Here is a 20,409-nt window from a genome sequence, read left to right as displayed (position 1 = left end):
TGATTTTTCATATAAAATCGTAGCCTGGGTGCAGCGCAGCGTAACCCGGGGTTTAAAGAATTATTCATGTACAGAACCCCGGGTTACGCTGCGCTGCACCCAGGCTACGGTCAACAGTTTTTTCCCTAATTCTCGTATTTTCTAGACTTATAAAGTGCCTGGCATTGCAGAATAATCTGTTTCATTCTTGCTGCTCCAATATTTAATTTATTAAGAAGAGCAGGATTTTCAGCAATTGTTTTACATAAAAGTATATTTTCCCCAAGTAACGTTTCGGTTTCTGCCTTCGTTAAGTTAGTAATGCAGGTGATTGGATATAAACCTGAAAACTCAATTAACTCTTTTAAATTGCCTTTTTGAGGAAAATCCCAGCTAATTAAATGTAGGCCAGAGCACTGACCATATTGTATTGCATCGTTGGTAAAACGAGTATTAGTTACGAGCCAACCCTGGAGTGCTTCTTCTGGTTTTTTAGTATAAGCCTGTTCAATATCAAGAAATCGTGCTTTGAAATATAAAGTAACTTTTACATCACAAGCAAGACCTAAACGATTATGGTATTTGCATTCAACAAAAACATGTTCATTTTGACGCTCTCCAACAACATCAACCTCATGGTTAACACAATACCCCTTGATAATTTGGTTATTGAGTACTTTAAAGCCTTGATGACGCATGAGCTCGGCAATATATTTTTCAAATGGATACCCAGAAAAGCCAAGCTGCATAATCGCGCGTTTTAGATGATATTTACCAGCCAAGGCTTTTGACTGATTGCGTAGCAGTCGAAATGCAATGCGATAAATTTCATGAGTTGTCATTCCATCAACTACTGATTGCGATACTTCATGAACAATTTTATTTATAAGTGATTCGTCTGCACCAACCCGCTTTAACGAACGATAAATACGACGAGGGTTGAATGGGACTTTTTCACCGGAAGATTTAATAATATTAATATGATTTGTAGGTGTAATGATCTTATTCATTTATAGGTTCCATTGGCGCAGCAAATCAATAATGTCCTGACTCATATCGATACAATTTGTAGTATGAGGAATTGTATTACAGGTAATAATTTTAGCTATATGTGAAACTAAAAGTTTTTGATATGCATTACTTGCAAAAACGGCATGAACACCAATACAAATTGCCGGTTGCATAGCTAATGAATTTATATGCTTCAATGTTTCTATCATTGTCATTCCTGTAGAGATAATGTCATCAATGAGTATTGGTGTTGCGTTAAGATATTGATTTATCCCAGGAATGGAAATTTCAACCTGAGTATCGCTTTTCCGTTTTTTTTCCAAAATAGTAAAAGGGGCAGATGATTTTAGAGCAATTGCTTCTACCCATTGTGCACTTTCTGAATCAGGGCCAATAAGAATTGGATTAGATACATGTTGATGAATCCAAGATGCAATTTTATCTGTCGCATGCAGTACAGTTGTTGGTATCTCATAAATGGCACTTAAATCTTTCCAACGATGTAAATGCGGATCAATAGTGATTAAGCGATCAAAATAGGAGGAAATCAATTGTGCAAAATATGCAGATGTAATGCCTTGGCCTGATTCAAATACTTTATCTTGACGCATATAAGTAAGATAAGGAGCTATTAAAATTATTTGGGTAGCACCTAAAGATTTTACTGTTTGTGCAGCAAATAAAAGCGGAAGAATTTTTGGGTTGGGGTGCAGTAAGTTGGTTACAAATATAACAATTCGTTTTGCTACATCAGATTCGACTTTTGCTACAGTTTCTTCATCAGGAAATTGATGAAAACTAATTTTTCCTAACTCATAATGACATTTTTTTTGAATTGTGCGAGTCAGTTCATCATGCCCAAATAACGAAAAAATGAGAGGGTTTTTTTTCATGTGCTGGCCTCAATTTGAAATATTTCATGCCCATGCTTCAGAAAATCTAGGGCATAATTGAGTTCGCTGCGAGTTTCTGCGTAGATTCTAAAAAGAGGCTGAGATTTTTTGACCACTGAGTGAAGTTCGGTTAATAATTCAATACCTGCTGCTTTTGATCTGGGCGCACCCGCTAATTTCGCTAATTGAGAAATATGGCGATTATCAATGTTAATAACGATACCTGAGCGTTTTGATTCAATTGTATGCACAACCGGTGCTTTTTTTATCTCTCGCATACCTCCTTGAGCTCGGCAAATTGCTTCAAATTTGGCTAATGCCTTGCCATTGTTCAGTAGATGCGTTGCAATATCTAGCCCTTGCCCAGGTAAAACGTGAGGGGAAAACTCTATAATATGACCTGCTAATGCTAAAGCATGTTCACGTAAATCTTGCGGGGCATTTTTATCACAATTTAAAACTGCTAACACATCCAATGCCTCTAGAACAGGGCCTATTCCACGACCTACTGGTTGTGAACCATCACTGAGTATCACTTTTATTTTGAGGTCAAACTCTTCTGCAACTGATTCTAATAATTTTTTTAATGACTCAGCCTTCTCAATAGTTCGAACTTTAGCTGTGGTTCCTACAGGCATATCGATGATAAGATGATTTGAACCCGCCGCAATTTTTTTTGATAAAACAGACGCAACCATTTGTCCTTCACTATCGATATTTACAGTTCTCTCAATGCGGATAAGTAAATCATCAGCAGGGCTTAATGCCATAGAGCCACCCCAAACCAAGCAGCCATTTTCCTGCTCAACAACTTTTTTCATTTCATTTATATTTAAATTGACATTAGTGAATACTTCCATTGTATCCGCTGTTCCTGCTGGTGATGTGATTGCACGAGAGGAAGTTTTGGGAATTACCAAGCCAAATGCCGCGACAATTGAGACGACAATAGGTGTTGTTCGATTCCCAGGCAAACCACCCACAGAATGTTTATCCACAATGAAAGGTAGTTCCCAAGACAATTGTTGACCTGAATTAACCATTGCTCGAGTCAGATCAATAATTTCTTTTTGGCTGAGTCTGTCACCGCCACTCGCAGCAATATACATTGCTATATTAATGTCCGAAAGTTGTCCTGACACAATGTCTTTGATGATGTGATTTGTTTGGTCTGCAGTCAATTCATTACCATAAATTTTAGAACGGATGTAACTCAGGGAGTCTAGTGGTTGAGGATGGATTACTGCGACTTCGTCACCTTCTTTTGCAGAGAGTAGTTCCCAGGCATAATTTGAAAGACTTGCTTCATTGTGCCTTAATAAATTCGTTTCAATAGTGTTTAATGTAGCAATGATAGACAGCTTATTGAGTATAACCCGAACACGAGTTTGAGCTGTAAATCCCTCCGATTTACAAATATAACAATCTTCACGCATATAAATAACTGGTTCTTTATGGGTATTAATGCCCAAATACTTAAGTGTCAAGGTTGTATGTTTTTTATTCATAATTCTTCTTTCTGTCCATACTCAGGAACATAACATTGCCAGCCAAGTTGAGTTTCAATTTTCTGTTTTAAAGATAAAGCAGCTTCAGGTTCTCCATGAGTTACAAATGTTTTTTTAGGTGGCTGTTGGAATTGCTTAAGCCAACCAAGTATTTCGCCATAATCTGCATGTGCTGAAGTACTGCGTATTGCTTCTACTTGAGCATTTATAGGGATGATTTTGCCATGAGCTTCTATAAACTTTTTACCTGCAAGTATTTCTGCCCCCAGTGTTTCTTCCGCCTGGTACCCTGTAAATAATAGTGTATTACGTGGATCTGAAGCGAAGGCTCTAATATGAAATACAATACGACCTCCGGATGCCATGCCACTTGCTGAAAGAATAATTTTCGGTGTTTTGTCTAAATCTAACTCAATTGATTCATCTACTGCATTCACATAGGTTGCTACATCACAGAGCTCCTGACATTGGGCCTGGGTTAGCCGAAGGTCTTCTATGTGGTTATATAAAATTTGCGTTGCATTAATCGCCATAGGACTGTCCAAATAAATAGGAACATTTGGAATTGCGTTTTCTTTTCTTAATTCTGAAAGATAATGCAAAAGTATTTGTGAGCGACCCACAGCAAATGCTGGGATAATGACTGAACCGCCTCGATGAATGGTTTTATTAATAATATTTTTTAAGGTCAGCTTAGGAGGCTCTTTTTCATGCAGACGATCGCCATAGGTGGATTCAGTAACAAGGTAATCAACCTGTTGAACTTCGGTAGGTTTTTTCATTACCGGATCATGCAGCCGCCCTAAGTCGCCCGTAAAAAGAAGCGAGGTATCTTGATATTGTATCCTTACAAAGGAAGAGCCAACGATGTGTCCAGCTGGGATTAATTGGACACTTAGGTTCTGATGCAGCTTAATTACTTTGTTGTATGCTTGGGGTTGAAATAGCTTTAATGCATTTTCAGCATCTTCAACCGTATAAAGCGGAAGTGCAGGGCGGTGTTTGGAGTAATGTTGCATATTGGCATGTTTGGCATCTTCTTCTTGGAGATGAGCACTATCGCGTAATAAGATTTCGCATAAATCGGTAGTACCGTACGTGCAGTAAATGGGTTTATTGAAACCACTCTTGACTAATAGAGGTAGATAACCCGTGTGGTCAATATGGGCATGTGTGAGAATGACAGCATCCAAGATTTCGGGATTAAATGGCAGAGGACTCCAATTTCTTAGACGTAATTCCTTAGGTCCTTGAAAAAGACCACAATCCACTAAGATATTTGTTTTATCAAACGAAAGAAGATACTTGGAACCTGTTACAGTGCCAGTGGCGCCAAGAAATGTGATTTGCATAATCAATCCTTTAATAGGGCCTGTTTACATTTCTACTATCTTGGCTAAACTGCCCTGATTTTATGCGCTCCGATGCTCACATACTCCATGTATGCTGCGCTTCGGTGCTCAAAACCAGGCTATTTTGGCTCAAGCTAGCGAAATGCAAACAGGCTCTCAAGTTATTAAAGTCGTAATGTTAAAACATCACATGGAGCATGATTAACCGTTGCATGCGCTGTACTGCCCAAAAATGAATGTAAGCCAATAGAAGAGTGGCTCCCAATAATAATAAGCTGACAATTTAACTCTTTAACTTTATTAAAAATATGTTCTTTAACCGAGCCTACCTCAACAAATTGCTGTTCTTGTGGGATATTAAAATTTTCGCCCAATAAGGATAAGACTGTTTGTGCATCATCTTTAGCAGGATTTGCTAACTCTGTAAAACCCAGACCTTGTGCCAGTTGGAAACTCGCAGGGAGTTCAATGACATGCAATAGGTATAATTTGGCATTAAATTGTTTTGCAATAGAAATTGCTTTATCTGTGAGATGATTATGTTCTTTGAGCAAATCCGTAGCAAATAAAATATTCTTATACATAGCAGCCTCACAATTGAATTTATTATTGTAAATAATAGTAGATTCCTCGATATAAGTACCTATTTTACATCACAAAATATGAAATAATTTGGTTTAACTGGATGGCAGATGGCATAGTATTGTGCATTTTATTTGGATAAAGCTCATAATGTATATTGGATAGTTTTTCAATTAAACCTTGTAGCCTGGGTGAAGGCTCAAGCCGTAACCCGGGACTGAGGAGCTTAATTCATTTTTCAAACCTGGGTTCCGCTACACTGCACCCAGGCTACAATGTCATATGACATCCGGGTTACTCAATTTATAATTAGGATTAATTTCCAGGAGAGGCATCAAAACAAAATCTCGAGATTGTATGTGTGGATGAGGAACTATTAATTTCTTAGATTGAATCATGCGATTCTCATAAAACAGGATATCAATATCAATAATTCTTGGCCCCCAGCGTTTTTTTCGAATTCGTCCTTGTTGCGCTTCAATTTTTTGACATGCACTAAGTAATTGAACAGGAGATAAAAGTGTAGAAAGCTCAATCACTGCATTGCAAAAATCTTGCTGGCTTTGTAAACCCCAAGCCTTAGTCCAATAGAAAGATGATACTTTAGTAACAACTGTATTGCGCAAGGCTTTTATTGATTTAATTGCTTTTCGTAGTTGGCGTTCAGGAACTTGCTGATTTGATCCTAAACCTAAATAACAAGTATTCATTATACATCACTTGTTTTTATACTTTTAGGCTTACGTCGGCGCTTACGTTTTGAAGCATCAGGTGTCAATTGTGTAACCATATTGGTTTGCTCTGCTTCATCAGCATCTTGGAAAGTAGTCCACCATTGCGCTAGCTCCATGGATTCATCACCTGCAAGAGCACGTAAAGCCATGAAGTCGTATGCTGCTCTAAAACGTGGGTGTTGTAATAGGTTAAAGGCTCTTCCACCTAGTCTTTTTGCAAAACGATACTGCAATAACCAAATTTCACGAATAATTTGAGTATAGCGTTTGGGAATAGAGATAATTTTATTTTGCTCAGCAATGACAATCGACATCGCTTTTTCTATGGATGGAAGTGGATCAATTCCATTTTTTTGTAGCTCCTTTGAACATTCAATCATGGGGAACCATAAAAGGACTGCAAATAAAAATGCAGGAGTTACTGGTTTATCTTCGCGTATGCGTGTATCAGTATTTTCCAGAGCAATGGCTAATAATGCATTTACTGGATATGTACTGTTTAATAGGGCATTGGTTTGCGGACATAAATATTGAAATAAACCATATTGCATCAGCAGTTTTTGCACCACTTCTGCATTGCCGCATTGATATAATTTGGTCATTTCATCGAATAAACGTGAATTGGAAACATGAGTAATGAGATGACTAATTTCAGGAAAAGGAGCCTCTGTTTCGGATGCAAGTTTAAAATTCAATTTTGCACTAAATCGAATCGCGCGTAACATTCGGACGGGGTCTTCCTGATAGCGTTTTACTGGATCACCAATCATCCGAATCAGTTTTTCTTCAACGTCCTTTACACCACCAGTAAAATCAACAATTGTGGAGTCATTAATATTGTAATAGAGCGAGTTAATTGTGAAATCGCGCCTCCAAGCATCTTCATCAAGCGAGCCATAGGCATTATCGCGAACCAACATGCCACGTTCATTTGTTTGCTGGCTTTCATCAACAGCTACGTGTCCTCGGAACGTAGCAACTTCAATAATTTCTCGGTGAAAAAGTATATGCACGAGTTTGAATCGACGACCAATAATTCGTCCATTTCTAAATAAATTCTTGATTTGATTAGGGGTAGCGTCGGTTGCAACATCAAAATCTTTAGGTGCTTTATGCAACAATAAATCTCTGACACTTCCTCCGACAATGTATGCCTGAAAACCAGCGCCAATTAAGCGGTTTAGTACTTTGAGCGCATTGCTACTAATGTCCGCCTTAGATATGGAATGTTTATTCCTTGGGATTATATAAGCTGAAGCAACAGGTGGCACATGAGCTCTGTTTCTTTTTAGCAGCTTTTTGATGAATTTGATGATCTCTGTATCTCACAAGATTAATGAAACGTAAACATTATATCGAAGCAAAAGGATAAAGTGAATATTTGCCTTTATAAACCTTAGCTTTATATACAATTTGGATTGTAAATTTTACAGAAAAACTTAGGTAAATGTTGGATTAAGAGTATATTATATAATTTTTTTCAATTTCTGACATCCGAGGACTTGATGGATTTTATTGATGTTACTGCGAGTTTAATCGTCTTAATCATATTAGAAATTGTTTTAGGAATTGATAATCTGGTTATCTTATCAATCTTATCTGAAAAATTACCCTCAGAGCAGAGAAAAAAAGCAAGGCGCTTGGGACTCGCTTTATCCTGGATGATGCGTCTGCTCTTACTTGCAGTCGCGGTTGATTTGATCAAATTAACCAAGCCCTTACTTACAATAAATCATATGTCTTTCTCTGCACGTGATTTTTTCCTCATGTTAGGCGGTGCATTTTTAATTTGGAAGGCTACGGATGAAATTCACCAGGATGTTACTGAAGAAAGTATGTCCATAAGTGAAAAGAAAAGCCACTCATTTAAAGCAACATTCAGTATGGTTATTTTTCAAATTGTAATAATGGATATTATCTTTTCCCTCGATAGTGTCTTAACTGCTATAGGCCTGACCTCTCGATTTTGGGTCATGGCTTTGGCAATTACTTGTGCAATTTTCATTATGATTTTTGCTAGTGAACTGGTTAGCGCATTTATTAAAGAACATCCAACGATCAAAATGCTTGCCCTGAGTTATTTAATTTTAATTGGTATGGTCTTAGTTGCTGATGGATTTTCTTTTCATATTCCTCGAGGATATATATATTTCGCTATGGGTTTTTCATTATCAGTTGAATCTCTAAATTTATTGAAACATTCACGAAAAAAAAGTAAGCGTAAATCAGGGAATTAATTATGTTATATGTTAAAGCATTTCACATTATTGCAATGGTTGCATGGTTTGCTGGATTATTTTATTTACCGAGATTATTTGTATACCATGCGGATACTCATGATGAGACGAGTATTATTCGTTTTAAAATAATGGAAAAAAGATTGTATTATGGAATTACTTGGCCTGCCGCGATACTGACGACTTTACTAGGATTATGGCTTCTCAATTATAATCCAGCTTATTATCTCAAGGCCGGATGGATGCATGCAAAATTAAGTTTTGTTGTTCTTTTATGGATTTATCACCTGTTATGCGGTCATTATTTAAAAGCATTTGCCCACAATAAAAATCAAAAAAGTTCTCGTTTTTTTCGCATTTATAATGAAATACCAACTTTGTTCTTAATAGGGATAGTGCTATTGGTTGTGGTAAAACCGTAGAATGTAGCCTGGGTGCAGCGAAGCGTAACCCGGGTTAAGAAAGCAATTCGCGACATACAGTCCCCGGGTTACGCTTCGCTGCACCCAGGCTACATTTTACAGCCATATCGAGAAGCTTATTCCATTTCCACCATATCAAAATCTTCCTTACCGGCGCCGCAATCTGGACAAAACCAGTTTTCTGGCACATCCTCCCAACGTGTACCCGGCTCAATTCCATCTTCAGGCCATCCTTCAGCTTCATCATAAATAAAGCCACAGATGACACAAATATATTTTTTATATTCTTGCATGATAATACTCGTTATAAAAGGGCGTAATTTAGCTATTGTAAGCTTCGATGTAAAGACTAACCCTCTTTTTTTGCCAATTTTTCGGAATGTATGTAATATTATACCGCAAAATTACGGAGATTTTTATGACGCGTTCAACAGATTTATTTCATCAAGCCCAAGCACTTATTCCTGGTGGGGTTAATTCACCTGTTCGAGCTTTTAAAGGTGTTGGCGGTGATCCTATCTTTTTTAAACAAGGTAAGGGAGCTTATCTTGTAGATGTCGATAATAATGAATACATTGACTACGTTGGGTCTTGGGGGCCTTTAATCCTTGGACATTGTCATCCAGAGGTGATTGAAGCGGTAAATAAAGTGCTCCATAGTGGTATGAGTTTCGGAGCACCTACCGAACTTGAAGTACAATTGGCTGAGAAAATTATCTCTTTAATCCCTTCAATTGAAAAAGTACGGATGGTAAATTCTGGCACTGAAGCAACAATGACTGCTATTCGGTTGGCTCGTGGAGTAACCAAGAAAAATAAATTTATAAAATTTAATGGTTGTTATCATGGACATAGCGATAGTTTGCTAGTCAAAGCGGGCTCTGGTCTTCTTACCTTAGGTATACCTTCAACCCCCGGAATTCCACAAAGTGTTACAGAGCACACTCTAACCGCAAATTTTAATGATCTAGAGCAAACAGCACAATTATTTGAAAAATTTCCTGATGATATTGCTGCGGTAATCTTAGAACCAGTTGCAGGAAATATGGGCTTCGTTTTGCCAGATCTAGAGTTTTTGCAAGGATTACGTCAATTATGTGATAAATACAGCGCCTTATTGATTTTTGATGAAGTAATGACTGGTTTTAGAGTGGGGTTAACTGGAGCTCAAGGCGTATTCGGAATCACTCCTGATATTACTACCCTTGGTAAAGTTATTGGCGGAGGCATGCCTGTAGGTGCTTTGGGTGGGCGAGCAGAAGTCATGTCCTTTTTAGCACCTGAGGGGCCTGTTTATCAAGCTGGAACACTTTCTGGGAACCCATTAGCTATGGCCGCAGGCCTTGCAACTTTATCCGAAATTGAAAAAAATGGATTTTTTGACAAGTTAAGCCAGACCACACAAACGCTAACTCAAGCTTTAGCCTCTGTTGCTGAAACATTAAATATTCCATTTTTTGCCGCTTCACTAGGTGGTATGTTTGGTTTTTGTTTTACAGAGAAAACCCGTATTGCAGATTATGCGGACATCGCTGCATCCGATGAGGTTTTATTTAAAAAGTTCTATCACGGGATGTTAGGAAAAGGTGTTTATTTTGCTCCTTCTATGTATGAAGCTGGTTTTGTTTCTAGCGCACATGGAAAAGATGAAATTGTTAAAACTCAAATGGCTGCCGAGGAAGTTCTGCAACAGTTGAAAAAATAATAAATCGATATGTCTAAATTGTAGTCCGGATTAGCGCAGCGTAATCCGGGTTTATATGTGAAGATCCCTGATTACGCTGCGCTAATCCAGGCTACATCTGGAGTATAAAAAGGTAAAAAAATAAATTTTTAAAGATACTAGACAGTAATTTTCCCACATGTCATATTCAGAGACGGTCTTGAAATAACAAGGAAGTCATGATGTCGGTAATGGCAAACAAAAAGGAATTCATCAAATCGATGCCACAAGGAATTGTTCCTCTTTTTTTTATTCAGATTGTTTCGACTTTAAGTTTTAGTGTTCTTTACTCAACGCTTGTTTTGTACATGAAAGGGAAGTTAGGGCTTCAAATTAGCACTGCCAATAGCATTATGGGTGTATTTATTGCATTCAATTACGGCTTGCATTTGCTTGGTGGTTTTTGGGGCGGGCGTTTGCTCTCGAACCGCGCGTTGTTTTGTGCAGGAATGGTAGCACAAATTATAGGATGTATTTTATTATCATTTGGAGAGATCTCGTTTCTTTATTATGGTTTAGCTGCTTTTTTAACCGGGTCCGGTTTAAATGTAACGTGCTTAAATTGCATGTTAACCCAACGTTTTGCTCCTGAAGACACTCGTCGGGAGACTGCTTTTCTTATGAACTACGCAGGGATGAATATTGGTTTTTTTGTTGGTTTTAGCTTGAGTGGTGTTTTTCAACTTACCCAGAATTATGAACGTCTTTTTTTATTGAGTAGCTTAGGGAATTTAATTGCTTTGATCATTTGCTTGTATTGTTGGCATCAATTATCCGATGCAGAAACGATCTTTTCCAAAAAAGACAAACTTTCTCAAAAACGAGCTGTTCTTTTAGGAGTCATACTTATTATTATACTTCCTTTCATGTTGAGTGGAATGTTGCAATATGCTGACTGGGCTAAAAAGTTAGTCCTTGTGACAGGCGTATTAATGCTTGGAGTAATTTTGTATTTGGCAAAACAACAACCAGCAAAAGAAGCCAGAGATAAAATGGTTGCGTTTGCCGTGCTTATGATTGTAGGGACTGTTTTTTGGATGCTCTATCAAATAGCACCAATGGGGCTTACTGTCTTTATTGATCATAATGTGCAGCGAGAATATGCAAGTTGGATTATTCCACCACAATGGTTCCAAAATATTAATACGGTAGCTATAGTCATTGGTGGTCCATTATTAGGGGTATTATTACATAAAATGCGCGGAAATGGCGTACAAATTAATATTCCTACTCAGTTTGCACTGGCATTACTTTTTATTGGGATTGCTTTTGCCATATTGCCTATTGGCATAGCGTACGCTAATTATGAAGGATTAGTGAGCCCCAGTTGGATTATTACTAGTTATATTTTACAAAGTATTGGTGAACTTTTAATATCGCCAATTGGCTATGCTATGATAGGATATTTGGCTCCTTCATCATTGCAGGGTGTGATGATGGGAATGTGGATGCTCAATTCAGGTGTTGGTGCAACTTTGTCTAGCTATAGTTCAAACTTGATGATTGAGGGGCAGGACAGTGTTTCACCTTTGGTAACTAATAGTGGTTATAGCCATGTGTTTTTAATGCTAGGGTTATTTGCAATTGGGTCTTCAATTGTGCTTTTTATCCTAGTGCCTAAGTTGCGGGAGCTCATTCAGGAAAAAAAGCTAACTGAATTGCAAGAACCCCAAAGTATGTCTACAAATCGAGTGGTTGTATGTGAGTAATTTTTTTGTACCTATTAAAAAGGCAGAGCTGGATTGGCGTGGGACTCTGCCGTTTTCAATGCAATATGATGATATTTACCATTCTTCTGAAGGTGGGATAAATCAATCGCTTCATGTATTTATTGATGGAAATAATCTAATCAAGCGTTGGCAATCGTTTCCTAATGATAAACCACAAAGATTTACTATTGCTGAGACTGGGTTTGGAATCGGTTTAAATTTTCTTGTCAGCTGGAGTCTTTGGGAACAACATGCTCCTAAATCCTGCCAATTGCATTTCATTTCATGTGAAAAACATCCTTTATCTCTTCCTGATTTAACAAGAAGTCTTGCTTTCTGGCCGCAATTAGAAAAGCAAGCCCAGCAACTTATAGCACATTATCCCGTATTGACTCCTGGATATCATCATCTGACTTTTTGTGATGGCAGAGTGACTTTAACTTTAATGTTAGGAGATGCGCTGGAGTGCTATGAACAGCTATTAATTTGTGGAGAACCCTCGCTGGAAAAAAAACTCAGAACAGTATTTGTTGATGCATGGTTTCTAGATGGCTTTGCGCCAGCTAAAAATAAAAGTATGTGGTCGGATGCTTTACTTAAAACGATTGCTCTGTTGTCTAAAGAGCAAACTACCTTAGCAACATATACTGCTGCAGGCTCTGTTAAAAAAAGCTTAAGTGAAAATGGATTTGTTGTCGAAAAAAGAAAAGGGTTTGGGCGAAAACGCCATATGCTTTGTGCTCGTTTTATACAAACTACAATACAAAATGCAACAAAAACAAAACGACATACACCTTGGCATGTGAGTGTGCCTGAGCAGTATTCCAGTAGATCAGCTGTTATTTTAGGAGCTGGCTTAGCTGGTTGTTTTACTGCATATGCACTTAATAAGAGAGGGTGGACGGTTACTCTTGTTGATGAGTTGGCTCAGGTGGGTAATGGCGGATCAGCAAATCAGCAAGCGGTTTTGTTCCCTAAGCTCTCTGCTTACAACTCACCCTTAACACAATTTATGTTAGCTGCATTTTTGTATGCTGCAAAAACCTATCAACGTATTTTAAATCAGGCAAAGATTGGTGAATTGTGTGGTTCTTTGCTTCTTGCATACTCTGACAAGGAAAAGGCAACCCAATCCAGTTTACATTCTTGGCTGGATCATTATCCAGAGTTGGGTTCTCTAGTCGATATACAACAAGCTTCTGATTTGGCAGGTTTTTTGTTAGATAAGCCCGGATTATATATTCCTTTGTCAGGATGGATTAATTCCCCAGAGTTATGTCGGTTTTTAATTAATAGAGAAGGTATTTCTCTGTTAACTAATACGTCAGTAAGTCAATTAGCTTTTGAGAAAAGGTGGATAGTGAATGATTTAGAAACTGAAGTGCTTATTCTAGCAAATGGTTATAAAATTAATTCGTTTAAAGAAACTAAACATCTGCCTGTCAAACCTATCCGAGGTCAAATGACAGCAATTTCGGCAACAGAACAAAGTACTCGCTTAAAATTGCCAATATGCGGTGATGGTCATGTTCTTCCTGCACTTAGAGGTATACATCAATTAGGCGCCACTTATGAGTTAAAATCAGCAGAGCCTCAACTTAAATCCCATGATGATCGAATTAACCTAGATAAACTTAGACAACTCGCCCCGGAGATTTTATGGTCTAATGAGGTAAGCAACCACTGGGCTGGAGTTAGAGCATCAACACCGGATTATCTTCCTTTAGTAGGTAAAATTGCTGAGGCTGAGCAATTTATACAACAATTTGCGCAATTGGAAACGAACGCAAAACGTTGGATAGCCCAGGCTGGATCTTATTATCCTGGGCTTTATGCCTGTGCTGGCTTTGGTTCTCGCGGTCTTACGACCATTCCTTTATGCGCAGAATGGCTCGCTTCTGTAATTAATAATGAAATAAGTTGTTTACCAAGAAGTTTACAACACGCTTTATCACCCGCACGTTTCTTACGTAAAAATATAATTCGTGGTGCTATTAAAATCGATTGAGATGAAATTCTCATTAGAGCATAATACTAAACCTGTAGCTGGATAGTTCAGGAATCCACTCAAGAAACCCGGGTTCCGCTGCGCTGCACCCAGGCTACGATGGTTCATATATTTTAAGATCAAGGAGTGACGCTAATGGCAGGTTCCATGGGCAAAGCCTTCAAACAGACAATCAAAGAAAATAAACCGTTACCTGTATTGGGTACCATAAACGCTTATTCTGCTATGCTTGCGCAATTTGCTGGGGCCAAAGCAATTTATCTTTCCGGAGCAGGGGTTGCAAATGCCTCTTATGGTATACCCGATCTTGGTATGACCAATTTATCGCAAGTGCTTGAAGATGCACGTCGAATTACTGAAGCATGTTCTCTACCCCTTCTTGTTGATGTAGATACTGGATGGGGACATGCTTTTAATATAGCCAGAACAATAAAACTCATGGAGAAAACGGGAGTTGCAGCCATTCATATTGAAGATCAAGTATTGGCAAAACGATGTGGACACAGACCTAATAAAGCCATTGTATCTATGAAAGAAATGGGGGATCGAATTAAATCTGCAGTTGATGCACGTCAGGATCCCGATTTTGTCGTTATGGCAAGAACAGATGCCTATGCTGTTGAAGGTATGAACGCAGCAATCGAACGAGCATTGCTTTGCATTGAATTGGGCGCTGATATGATATTTCCTGAGGCGATGACTCGTCTTGATGAATATCAAACGTTTACACAAGCAGTCCAAGTACCTGTTCTGGCGAATATAACTGAATTTGGTAAAACTCCTTTATTTAGTCAAGACGAGCTGAAACAAGTTGGTGTGTCGCTCGTTTTATACCCTTTAAGCGCATTCAGAGCAATGTCCCAAGCCGCTTTGAATACATATAAGACCATTCTTCAGGATGGGACACAAAAATCCATGCTGGATAAAATGCAAACTCGAGAAGAATTGTATGAAGTACTTGGTTATTATCAATACGAACAAAAACTAGACCAATTGATGGAGGAAGACAATGAGTGTTAAAAGCGGCGGTTTAGCCGGTGTTGTTGCAGGACAATCAGCAATTTGTACAGTTGGGCTAGCAGGTAAAGGTTTAAATTATAGAGGCTACTCAATTGATGATTTAGCTGAGTATGCCACGTTTGAGGAAGTAGCCTATTTGTTACTCTACGGGAAGCTTCCTACTCAAAAAGAATTGGATGCATATACCAAAAAGCTGACTGGCTTGAGAACATTACCAGAAAGTTTAAAGACAATTCTTAAATTAATTCCTAAAAACACTCATCCCATGGACGTGTTGAGAACTGGCTGTTCCTTTTTGGGAACAATTGAACCAGAAGATAATTTTTCTCAGGAAAATCATGTTGCAGATCGTTTATTGGCTTTATTTCCAGGAATGATGTGTTACTGGTACGCATGGCATTTCCATAATAAAGAAATATCTGGTTTAAGTGATGAAGAAACAACCGGCGCTCATTTTCTTGCTTTATTGCATGGCCGAAAGCCAAGTAAATTAGAAGCTCAAATGATGAATGTATCCTTAATTTTATATGCAGAGCATGAGTTCAATGCATCTACCTTTGCTGCACGAGTGACTGCCGCAACACTTGCCGATTTCTATTCTGCAATTACAAGTGCAATTGGTACACTACGTGGCCCTTTACATGGAGGCGCTAATGAAGCGGCAATGGACCTTATAGGACGTTTTAATAGCCCTGATCAAGCCGAAACTGAATTGAAAAAAATGCTGCTTAATAAAGCGCTTATTATGGGATTTGGACATCGTGTGTATACAACCAGTGATCCTCGTTCTGACATTATCAAAAAGTGGTCATTTCGTTTAGGTGAGGCTAAAGGGGATCTTCTTTTGTATCACATTTCAGAACGCATTGAAGAAGTGATGTGGAATGAAAAGAAATTATTCCCAAATCTGGATTTTTATAGCGCTTCAGCATACCACTATTGTGGCATTCCTACGTTTTTGTTCACTCCGATTTTTGTTATGTCGCGTATTACAGGATGGTCAGCACATGTATTTGAACAAAGAGCAAATAATAAATTAATAAGACCAACTTCTGAATATACCGGGCCTGAACCCCAGAAGTTCCCTACTATTGAGACGAGAGGGTAACTGTTCAATTCATATATTAAATATGGTTTCCCTTCTCCCTTATGGGGGAGAAGGGATTTCTTAACATAATGATAGTATCGTAGACACAAGAGGTTATTATGCACAGTTATGTAGAAGATAACATTAAGCCTGATTACGATCAGGTAATGATTGATATTGCGGATTATGTATTAAACAAGAAAATTGATAGTGCTTTAGCTTATGAAACGGCTCGCTTATGTCTCATGGATACATTGGGTTGTGGTATTCTTGCACTAAATTTCTCTGAATGTACCAAACTTTTAGGTCCAGTTGTTCCTGGCGCTGTTCTCTCTGGTGGAGCACGGGTTCCTGGTACTGCATATGAGTTAGACCCAGTACAAGCTGCTTTCAATATCGGTGCTATGATCCGTTGGCTCGATTTCAATGACACATGGCTTGCGGCAGAATGGGGTCATCCTTCCGATAATTTAGGCGCCATTCTTGCAGTTGCAGATTATATGTGTCGACAAAATTGTACAAAGGGTAAAACACCAATTTTAATGCAGGATGTACTTACCGCTATGATTAAGGCGCATGAAATTCAGGGGTGTCTCGCTCTGGAAAACAGTTTTAATCGAGTTGGGTTAGATCATGTCTTTTTGGTTAAAGTTGCCAGTGCCGCAGTTGCAGCCCAATTGTTTGGTGCTGATAGAGACACGATGTTAAGAACTTTGTCGCAAGTTTTTGTGGATGGCCAAAGTCTGCGAACTTATAGACATGCTCCGAATGCCGGCTCAAGAAAGTCATGGGCTGCAGGGGATGCTACGTCCCGAGCTGTGCGATTGGCTTTAATTGCTAAAGCAGGAGAAATGGGCTATCCAAGTGCTTTAAGCGCCCCGACATGGGGTTTTTATGATGTTCTTTTTGAAAAGAAAGTATTTAAATTTCAGCGTCAGTATGGCAGTTATGTTATGGAAAACGTTTTATTTAAGTTATCCTATCCTGCCGAATTCCATGCACAAACTGCTGTTGAGTGTGCCGTGATGTTGCATCCTATAGTGAAACACCGATTTGATGATATAGCTCGAATTGATTTAGTGACCCATGAGTCGGCAATTCGAATTATTAGTAAGCAAGGTGTTTTGCATAATCCCGCAGATCGAGATCATTGTTTGCAATACATGGTTGCTATAGGTTTATTATTTGGCGACTTAAAGGCCGAACATTATGAGGATGATGTGGCTGCAGATCCACGCATCGATGCATTGCGCGATAAAATGCATGTCACTGAAAATGAACATTTTTCTCGTGATTATCTTGATCCCGAAAAGCGCTCTATTGCAAATAGTATAAAGATAATTTTTAAAGATGGAACTGAGAGTGATTTAATTACAGTGGAATACCCAATTGGTCACAAACGCAGACGTGAAGAAGGTATCCCTGTTCTATTATCCAAATTTAAGAAGAATTTAAGTACTCAGTTTTCTACAGATCGCGTTGAACGCATCATGCACGCTATGAGTGATACAAATACGCTTGCAGCAATGAAAGTAGAAGATTTCATGCAACTATGGGTTGTATCGTAGTTCATTTAATTAGTGCCCTTTGAACCCCACGGATTATTAATCCCTGGGGTTGATCCATTTGCTTATCCCAATTAAATATATATAATTTAATCAAATATTCATTGAGCAGTCAGGGATAGGTGATGAACTTAAAACAGATTTATCTCTCTGTGCTATATACCATATCGATGCTGGGATCTTCTACTCTTGTTGCCCAGGCATCAATGAACACCAATGACACTGCCAATGAAAAAATTGTATCTGTTTATTTGCTTCTAGACAAACCTGAACAACTTCAACAATATGTTAGTGATTTGACTAAACTTCAAAAACCTAACTTTAACCGCGTACTCTTTTCATTTGTTCGACCAACATTAAATGATTATCAGACAGGTAGCCTTGCTGATACGGGTATATTAGGCTATTTTACGGACCATGATGGCAAAGGGGCGCCGGCATTTAATGCATTAAAAGCAGCGATCAAACTATCTAAAGAAAAAAATATTCAAACGTTTCTCTCTGTAGGAGGATGGAATTACAGCTGTAACTTTGAGGTAGCTCAGGAGGCTTGTGGTCCGCGTTCCTCCGCTCAAACCCAAGTTTTTTACGATTGGTTTCCGGACCCGACTAACCCTGATAAGGTGCAAGCTCAAAAAGCAAAAACCTCTTATACAAATTTAATCAAATTAGCAAATGATTTGGGTGTAGATGGTATTGATTTTGACTATGAAGAAATGTGGCATGCGAATCAGTATGCAGTGACATGGGGACCCAGTACTGATGGAGAGTGGTCAACGGGTATAGCCAGAAGAATACTGAATGCAGGAGGACCAACTTATAACAACTTTATGAAATATGGAACAAGTTCTGGCTCTTCGTTTGTTATGCCTAAAACAATTGATAAAGTTGATGCAATTTTACATGCACTAATGGATGACCCAGGAGCTAAATACCTTAAATTTGCTACCGCTGCGCCTCCTGTTGGGGCACGCCCAATTACAGGCTTTGTAACTGGAGAAAAATTCCCTGATATATATACAAAGGGTGGTCTTTGGTGGAAAGGAAATTTGAAAGGGTTATGGTATAACCTGATGAATAAGGATCAGGCAGTAGTGTCACGTTTTGATACCTTGGGCTTGATGACCTATGATTTATGCGGTGATAACCCGGCAGTATGCGCACCATATGTTGATGGACCTTTAGATTTACCAGGTCAAGTCAGCGCATATATGAAAGACTATACGAATTGGTTGCAAGCAGAGACTGTAAGCAAACCTAGTCTAACAATTGATAATATTGGAAAAGTAACTTTTTTACCCGCTAAATATCATATTAATGCAAAAATTCAATTTGGTTTTCAAGTCAATCAGCCAGCTTATCCTAAAAATATTAATGGTCAATTACAACTGACAAATCAATTAGTTAATAAAATTCTTGACCAGCAAAAGGATAGTGGAGGTGTTATTATTTGGCAAATGTATTCCAAACAAAATACTGCTGTTCCAGATTCTACCACTGTGAAATATACGATTAATCAAAGCTGTAAGACTTTTTTAGCAAATGATAATCGATATGATTGTAATGCAGATTTTCCTAGTGCTCCGAAATAATCCTATATAACTATTTAAGCCTGTAGCTTGGGTTAGCAAAGCGGAACCCGGGATTTGGAAACATAATTACCTCCGAAACCCGGGTTACGGCTTTGCCTACACCCGGCTACGTGTTATATCATATCTTACGCTGTAAACCTGATGCAGCAAGTATCTTTGTCGATATTTCTTCTATAGAGTATTTTGTCGAATTAATATAAGGAATTTTTTCCTTCTGATACATCGCCTCAACTTCATTGACTTCGAGCCGACATTGCTCTGGTGATGCGTATTTGCTGTTGGGCCTGCGCTCCGCTCGAATATGTTGTAAACGTTGTGGATCAATGGTTAATCCAAAAAGTTTATTTTTATAAGGTTTTAATATATCAGGTAATTTAAAGCCAAGAATATCATCTTCAGTAAACGGGTAGTTAGCAGCTAAAATTCCATATTGGAGTGCCATATACAAACAACTTGGTGTTTTTCCACACCGGGAAACGCCAATAAGAATAATATCTGCCTTGTCATATCCACTAGGTTTCACGCCATCATCATGAGATAACGCAAAATCGATTGCTTCTAGTCGGTGCAAGTAAAGTTTACTGTTACCTACACCATGAGTTCTTCCAACAGTATAAGAGGATTTCTCATTAAGCTCTTCTTCCATAGGGCCAATAAAAGTACTAAATAAATCAAATACACGGGCATTTGCTTTTTTAATGTAATTTCTTATTTCTGGATCAATCAAAGTCATAAATACTAAAGGCTTGATTCCCTGCTCATCAAATGCATGGTTAATCTGTTCAACCGCGTGTTCTGCTTTTTTTAATGAATCGATGTAGGGGATAGTGAGTTGTTCAAATTTTATGTTTTCAAATTGAGTGATTAAGCTATGACCAAAAGTTTCTGCCGTAATCCCTGTGCCGTCAGAGATCATAAAAACATAACGTTTCATGTGCTGCCTTAAAAAAATTACCTATATTACATTTTAAAATGAATTAGTTAATA

At 38.3% G+C, this 20,409-nt stretch carries 18 protein-coding genes; 9 read left to right on the top strand and 9 right to left on the bottom strand.

Annotated features, from left to right (window positions below; genetic code table 11):
• Positions 1-125: 125 nt before the first annotated feature.
• The 7 genes from Lstg_RS03265 to pcnB form a co-directional block, all read right to left on the bottom strand.
• Entirely contained in the window at positions 126-989 is an 864-nt protein-coding gene (locus Lstg_RS03265) for an ATP cone domain-containing protein (protein WP_058476240.1), read from the bottom strand.
• The gene (locus tag Lstg_RS03260) at positions 990-1,883 is read right to left on the bottom strand and encodes a ribose-phosphate diphosphokinase (protein WP_058476239.1); all 894 of its coding nucleotides are present in this window, start codon (positions 1,881-1,883) and stop codon (positions 990-992) included.
• Complete coding sequence (locus tag Lstg_RS03255; protein WP_058476238.1) at positions 1,880-3,391, bottom strand: thymidine phosphorylase family protein; 1,512 nt, start codon at positions 3,389-3,391, stop codon at positions 1,880-1,882. The genes Lstg_RS03260 and Lstg_RS03255 overlap by 4 nt, the downstream gene beginning before the upstream one ends.
• Complete coding sequence (locus Lstg_RS03250) at positions 3,388-4,743, bottom strand: MBL fold metallo-hydrolase RNA specificity domain-containing protein (protein WP_058476237.1); 1,356 nt, start codon at positions 4,741-4,743, stop codon at positions 3,388-3,390. Before Lstg_RS03250 ends, Lstg_RS03255 begins: the two co-directional genes overlap by 4 nt.
• Positions 4,744-4,907: 164 nt before the next feature.
• A complete protein-coding gene (locus Lstg_RS03245) occupies positions 4,908-5,327 on the bottom strand; it encodes a universal stress protein (protein ID WP_058476236.1) in 420 nt (139 codons plus the stop codon).
• A 276-nt stretch (positions 5,328-5,603) separates the two neighbouring features.
• Complete coding sequence (folK, locus tag Lstg_RS03240) at positions 5,604-6,035, bottom strand: 2-amino-4-hydroxy-6-hydroxymethyldihydropteridine diphosphokinase (protein WP_058476235.1); 432 nt, start codon at positions 6,033-6,035, stop codon at positions 5,604-5,606.
• Positions 6,035-7,330, bottom strand: a complete 1,296-nt coding sequence (pcnB, locus tag Lstg_RS03235) for a polynucleotide adenylyltransferase PcnB (RefSeq protein WP_238585361.1) — start codon at positions 7,328-7,330, stop codon at positions 6,035-6,037. The genes folK and pcnB overlap by 1 nt, the downstream gene beginning before the upstream one ends.
• A gap of 234 nt (positions 7,331-7,564) precedes the next feature.
• On the opposite strand from pcnB, the gene Lstg_RS03230 reads away from it, so the two are divergent.
• Together Lstg_RS03230 and hemJ are read left to right on the top strand one after the other, a co-directional pair.
• A complete protein-coding gene (locus Lstg_RS03230; RefSeq protein WP_058476233.1) occupies positions 7,565-8,296 on the top strand; it encodes a TerC family protein in 732 nt (243 codons plus the stop codon).
• Between the two features lie 2 nt (positions 8,297-8,298).
• Positions 8,299-8,718, top strand: a complete 420-nt coding sequence (gene hemJ / locus Lstg_RS03225) for a protoporphyrinogen oxidase HemJ (protein WP_058476232.1) — start codon at positions 8,299-8,301, stop codon at positions 8,716-8,718.
• A gap of 116 nt (positions 8,719-8,834) precedes the next feature.
• On the opposite strand, the gene Lstg_RS03220 is transcribed toward hemJ, so the two are convergent.
• Complete coding sequence (locus Lstg_RS03220) at positions 8,835-9,011, bottom strand: rubredoxin (RefSeq protein ID WP_019232400.1); 177 nt, start codon at positions 9,009-9,011, stop codon at positions 8,835-8,837.
• A 125-nt stretch (positions 9,012-9,136) separates the two neighbouring features.
• Here Lstg_RS03220 and hemL point away from each other — a divergent pair, with 125 nt between their 5' ends.
• From hemL to Lstg_RS03185, 7 genes are all read left to right on the top strand, one after another.
• Entirely contained in the window at positions 9,137-10,423 is a 1,287-nt protein-coding gene (gene hemL, locus Lstg_RS03215) for a glutamate-1-semialdehyde 2,1-aminomutase (protein WP_058476231.1), read from the top strand.
• A 200-nt stretch (positions 10,424-10,623) separates the two neighbouring features.
• Positions 10,624-12,150 (top strand): peptide MFS transporter, encoded by a 1,527-nt coding sequence (locus Lstg_RS03210; protein WP_058476230.1) that lies wholly within the window; start codon positions 10,624-10,626, stop codon positions 12,148-12,150.
• Entirely contained in the window at positions 12,143-14,158 is a 2,016-nt protein-coding gene (gene mnmC / locus Lstg_RS03205; protein WP_058476229.1) for a bifunctional tRNA (5-methylaminomethyl-2-thiouridine)(34)-methyltransferase MnmC2/FAD-dependent 5-carboxymethylaminomethyl-2-thiouridine(34) oxidoreductase MnmC1, read from the top strand. Before Lstg_RS03210 ends, mnmC begins: the two co-directional genes overlap by 8 nt.
• A gap of 135 nt (positions 14,159-14,293) precedes the next feature.
• Complete coding sequence (gene prpB, locus Lstg_RS03200; protein ID WP_058476228.1) at positions 14,294-15,178, top strand: methylisocitrate lyase; 885 nt, start codon at positions 14,294-14,296, stop codon at positions 15,176-15,178.
• Entirely contained in the window at positions 15,168-16,286 is a 1,119-nt protein-coding gene (prpC, locus tag Lstg_RS03195) for a bifunctional 2-methylcitrate synthase/citrate synthase (RefSeq protein WP_058476227.1), read from the top strand. The genes prpB and prpC overlap by 11 nt, the downstream gene beginning before the upstream one ends.
• A gap of 98 nt (positions 16,287-16,384) precedes the next feature.
• The gene (locus tag Lstg_RS03190) at positions 16,385-17,833 is read left to right on the top strand and encodes a bifunctional 2-methylcitrate dehydratase/aconitate hydratase (RefSeq protein WP_058476226.1); all 1,449 of its coding nucleotides are present in this window, start codon (positions 16,385-16,387) and stop codon (positions 17,831-17,833) included.
• 122 nt (positions 17,834-17,955) lie between these two features.
• Entirely contained in the window at positions 17,956-19,422 is a 1,467-nt protein-coding gene (locus Lstg_RS03185; RefSeq protein WP_058476225.1) for a glycoside hydrolase family 18 protein, read from the top strand.
• Between the two features lie 118 nt (positions 19,423-19,540).
• Here the strand turns inward: Lstg_RS03185 and ppsR are convergent, their stop codons facing one another.
• Positions 19,541-20,356, bottom strand: coding sequence for a posphoenolpyruvate synthetase regulatory kinase/phosphorylase PpsR (gene ppsR, locus Lstg_RS03180; protein ID WP_058476224.1), 816 nt, complete (start codon positions 20,354-20,356; stop codon positions 19,541-19,543).
• Positions 20,357-20,409: the final 53 nt, after the last annotated feature.

Source organism: Legionella steigerwaltii, assembly GCF_001468065.1.
GTDB classification, from domain to species: domain Bacteria; phylum Pseudomonadota; class Gammaproteobacteria; order Legionellales; family Legionellaceae; genus Legionella; species Legionella steigerwaltii.
The sequence above is the reverse complement of the archived record's forward strand: the minus strand, read 5'-3'. Positions and strand labels throughout refer to the sequence as shown.

What these genes read in the sequence shown, in the direction of transcription:
- Lstg_RS03210 (WP_058476230.1), top strand. Translation starts at nt 10,624, where the DNA reads ATGTCGGTAATGGCAAACAAAAAGGAATTCATCAAATCGATGCCACAA.
- prpC (WP_058476227.1), top strand. Translation starts at nt 15,168, where the DNA reads ATGAGTGTTAAAAGCGGCGGTTTAGCCGGTGTTGTTGCAGGACAATCA.
- hemJ (WP_058476232.1), top strand. Translation starts at nt 8,299, where the DNA reads ATGTTATATGTTAAAGCATTTCACATTATTGCAATGGTTGCATGGTTT.
- Lstg_RS03255 (WP_058476238.1), bottom strand. Translation starts at nt 3,391, where the DNA reads ATGAATAAAAAACATACAACCTTGACACTTAAGTATTTGGGCATTAAT.
- Lstg_RS03250 (WP_058476237.1), bottom strand. Translation starts at nt 4,743, where the DNA reads ATGCAAATCACATTTCTTGGCGCCACTGGCACTGTAACAGGTTCCAAG.
- Lstg_RS03230 (WP_058476233.1), top strand. Translation starts at nt 7,565, where the DNA reads ATGGATTTTATTGATGTTACTGCGAGTTTAATCGTCTTAATCATATTA.
- Lstg_RS03245 (WP_058476236.1), bottom strand. Translation starts at nt 5,327, where the DNA reads ATGTATAAGAATATTTTATTTGCTACGGATTTGCTCAAAGAACATAAT.
- Lstg_RS03220 (WP_019232400.1), bottom strand. Translation starts at nt 9,011, where the DNA reads ATGCAAGAATATAAAAAATATATTTGTGTCATCTGTGGCTTTATTTAT.
- folK (WP_058476235.1), bottom strand. Translation starts at nt 6,035, where the DNA reads ATGAATACTTGTTATTTAGGTTTAGGATCAAATCAGCAAGTTCCTGAA.
- hemL (WP_058476231.1), top strand. Translation starts at nt 9,137, where the DNA reads ATGACGCGTTCAACAGATTTATTTCATCAAGCCCAAGCACTTATTCCT.
- Lstg_RS03190 (WP_058476226.1), top strand. Translation starts at nt 16,385, where the DNA reads ATGCACAGTTATGTAGAAGATAACATTAAGCCTGATTACGATCAGGTA.
- Lstg_RS03185 (WP_058476225.1), top strand. Translation starts at nt 17,956, where the DNA reads ATGAACTTAAAACAGATTTATCTCTCTGTGCTATATACCATATCGATG.
- ppsR (WP_058476224.1), bottom strand. Translation starts at nt 20,356, where the DNA reads ATGAAACGTTATGTTTTTATGATCTCTGACGGCACAGGGATTACGGCA.
- Lstg_RS03260 (WP_058476239.1), bottom strand. Translation starts at nt 1,883, where the DNA reads ATGAAAAAAAACCCTCTCATTTTTTCGTTATTTGGGCATGATGAACTG.
- Lstg_RS03265 (WP_058476240.1), bottom strand. Translation starts at nt 989, where the DNA reads ATGAATAAGATCATTACACCTACAAATCATATTAATATTATTAAATCT.
- prpB (WP_058476228.1), top strand. Translation starts at nt 14,294, where the DNA reads ATGGCAGGTTCCATGGGCAAAGCCTTCAAACAGACAATCAAAGAAAAT.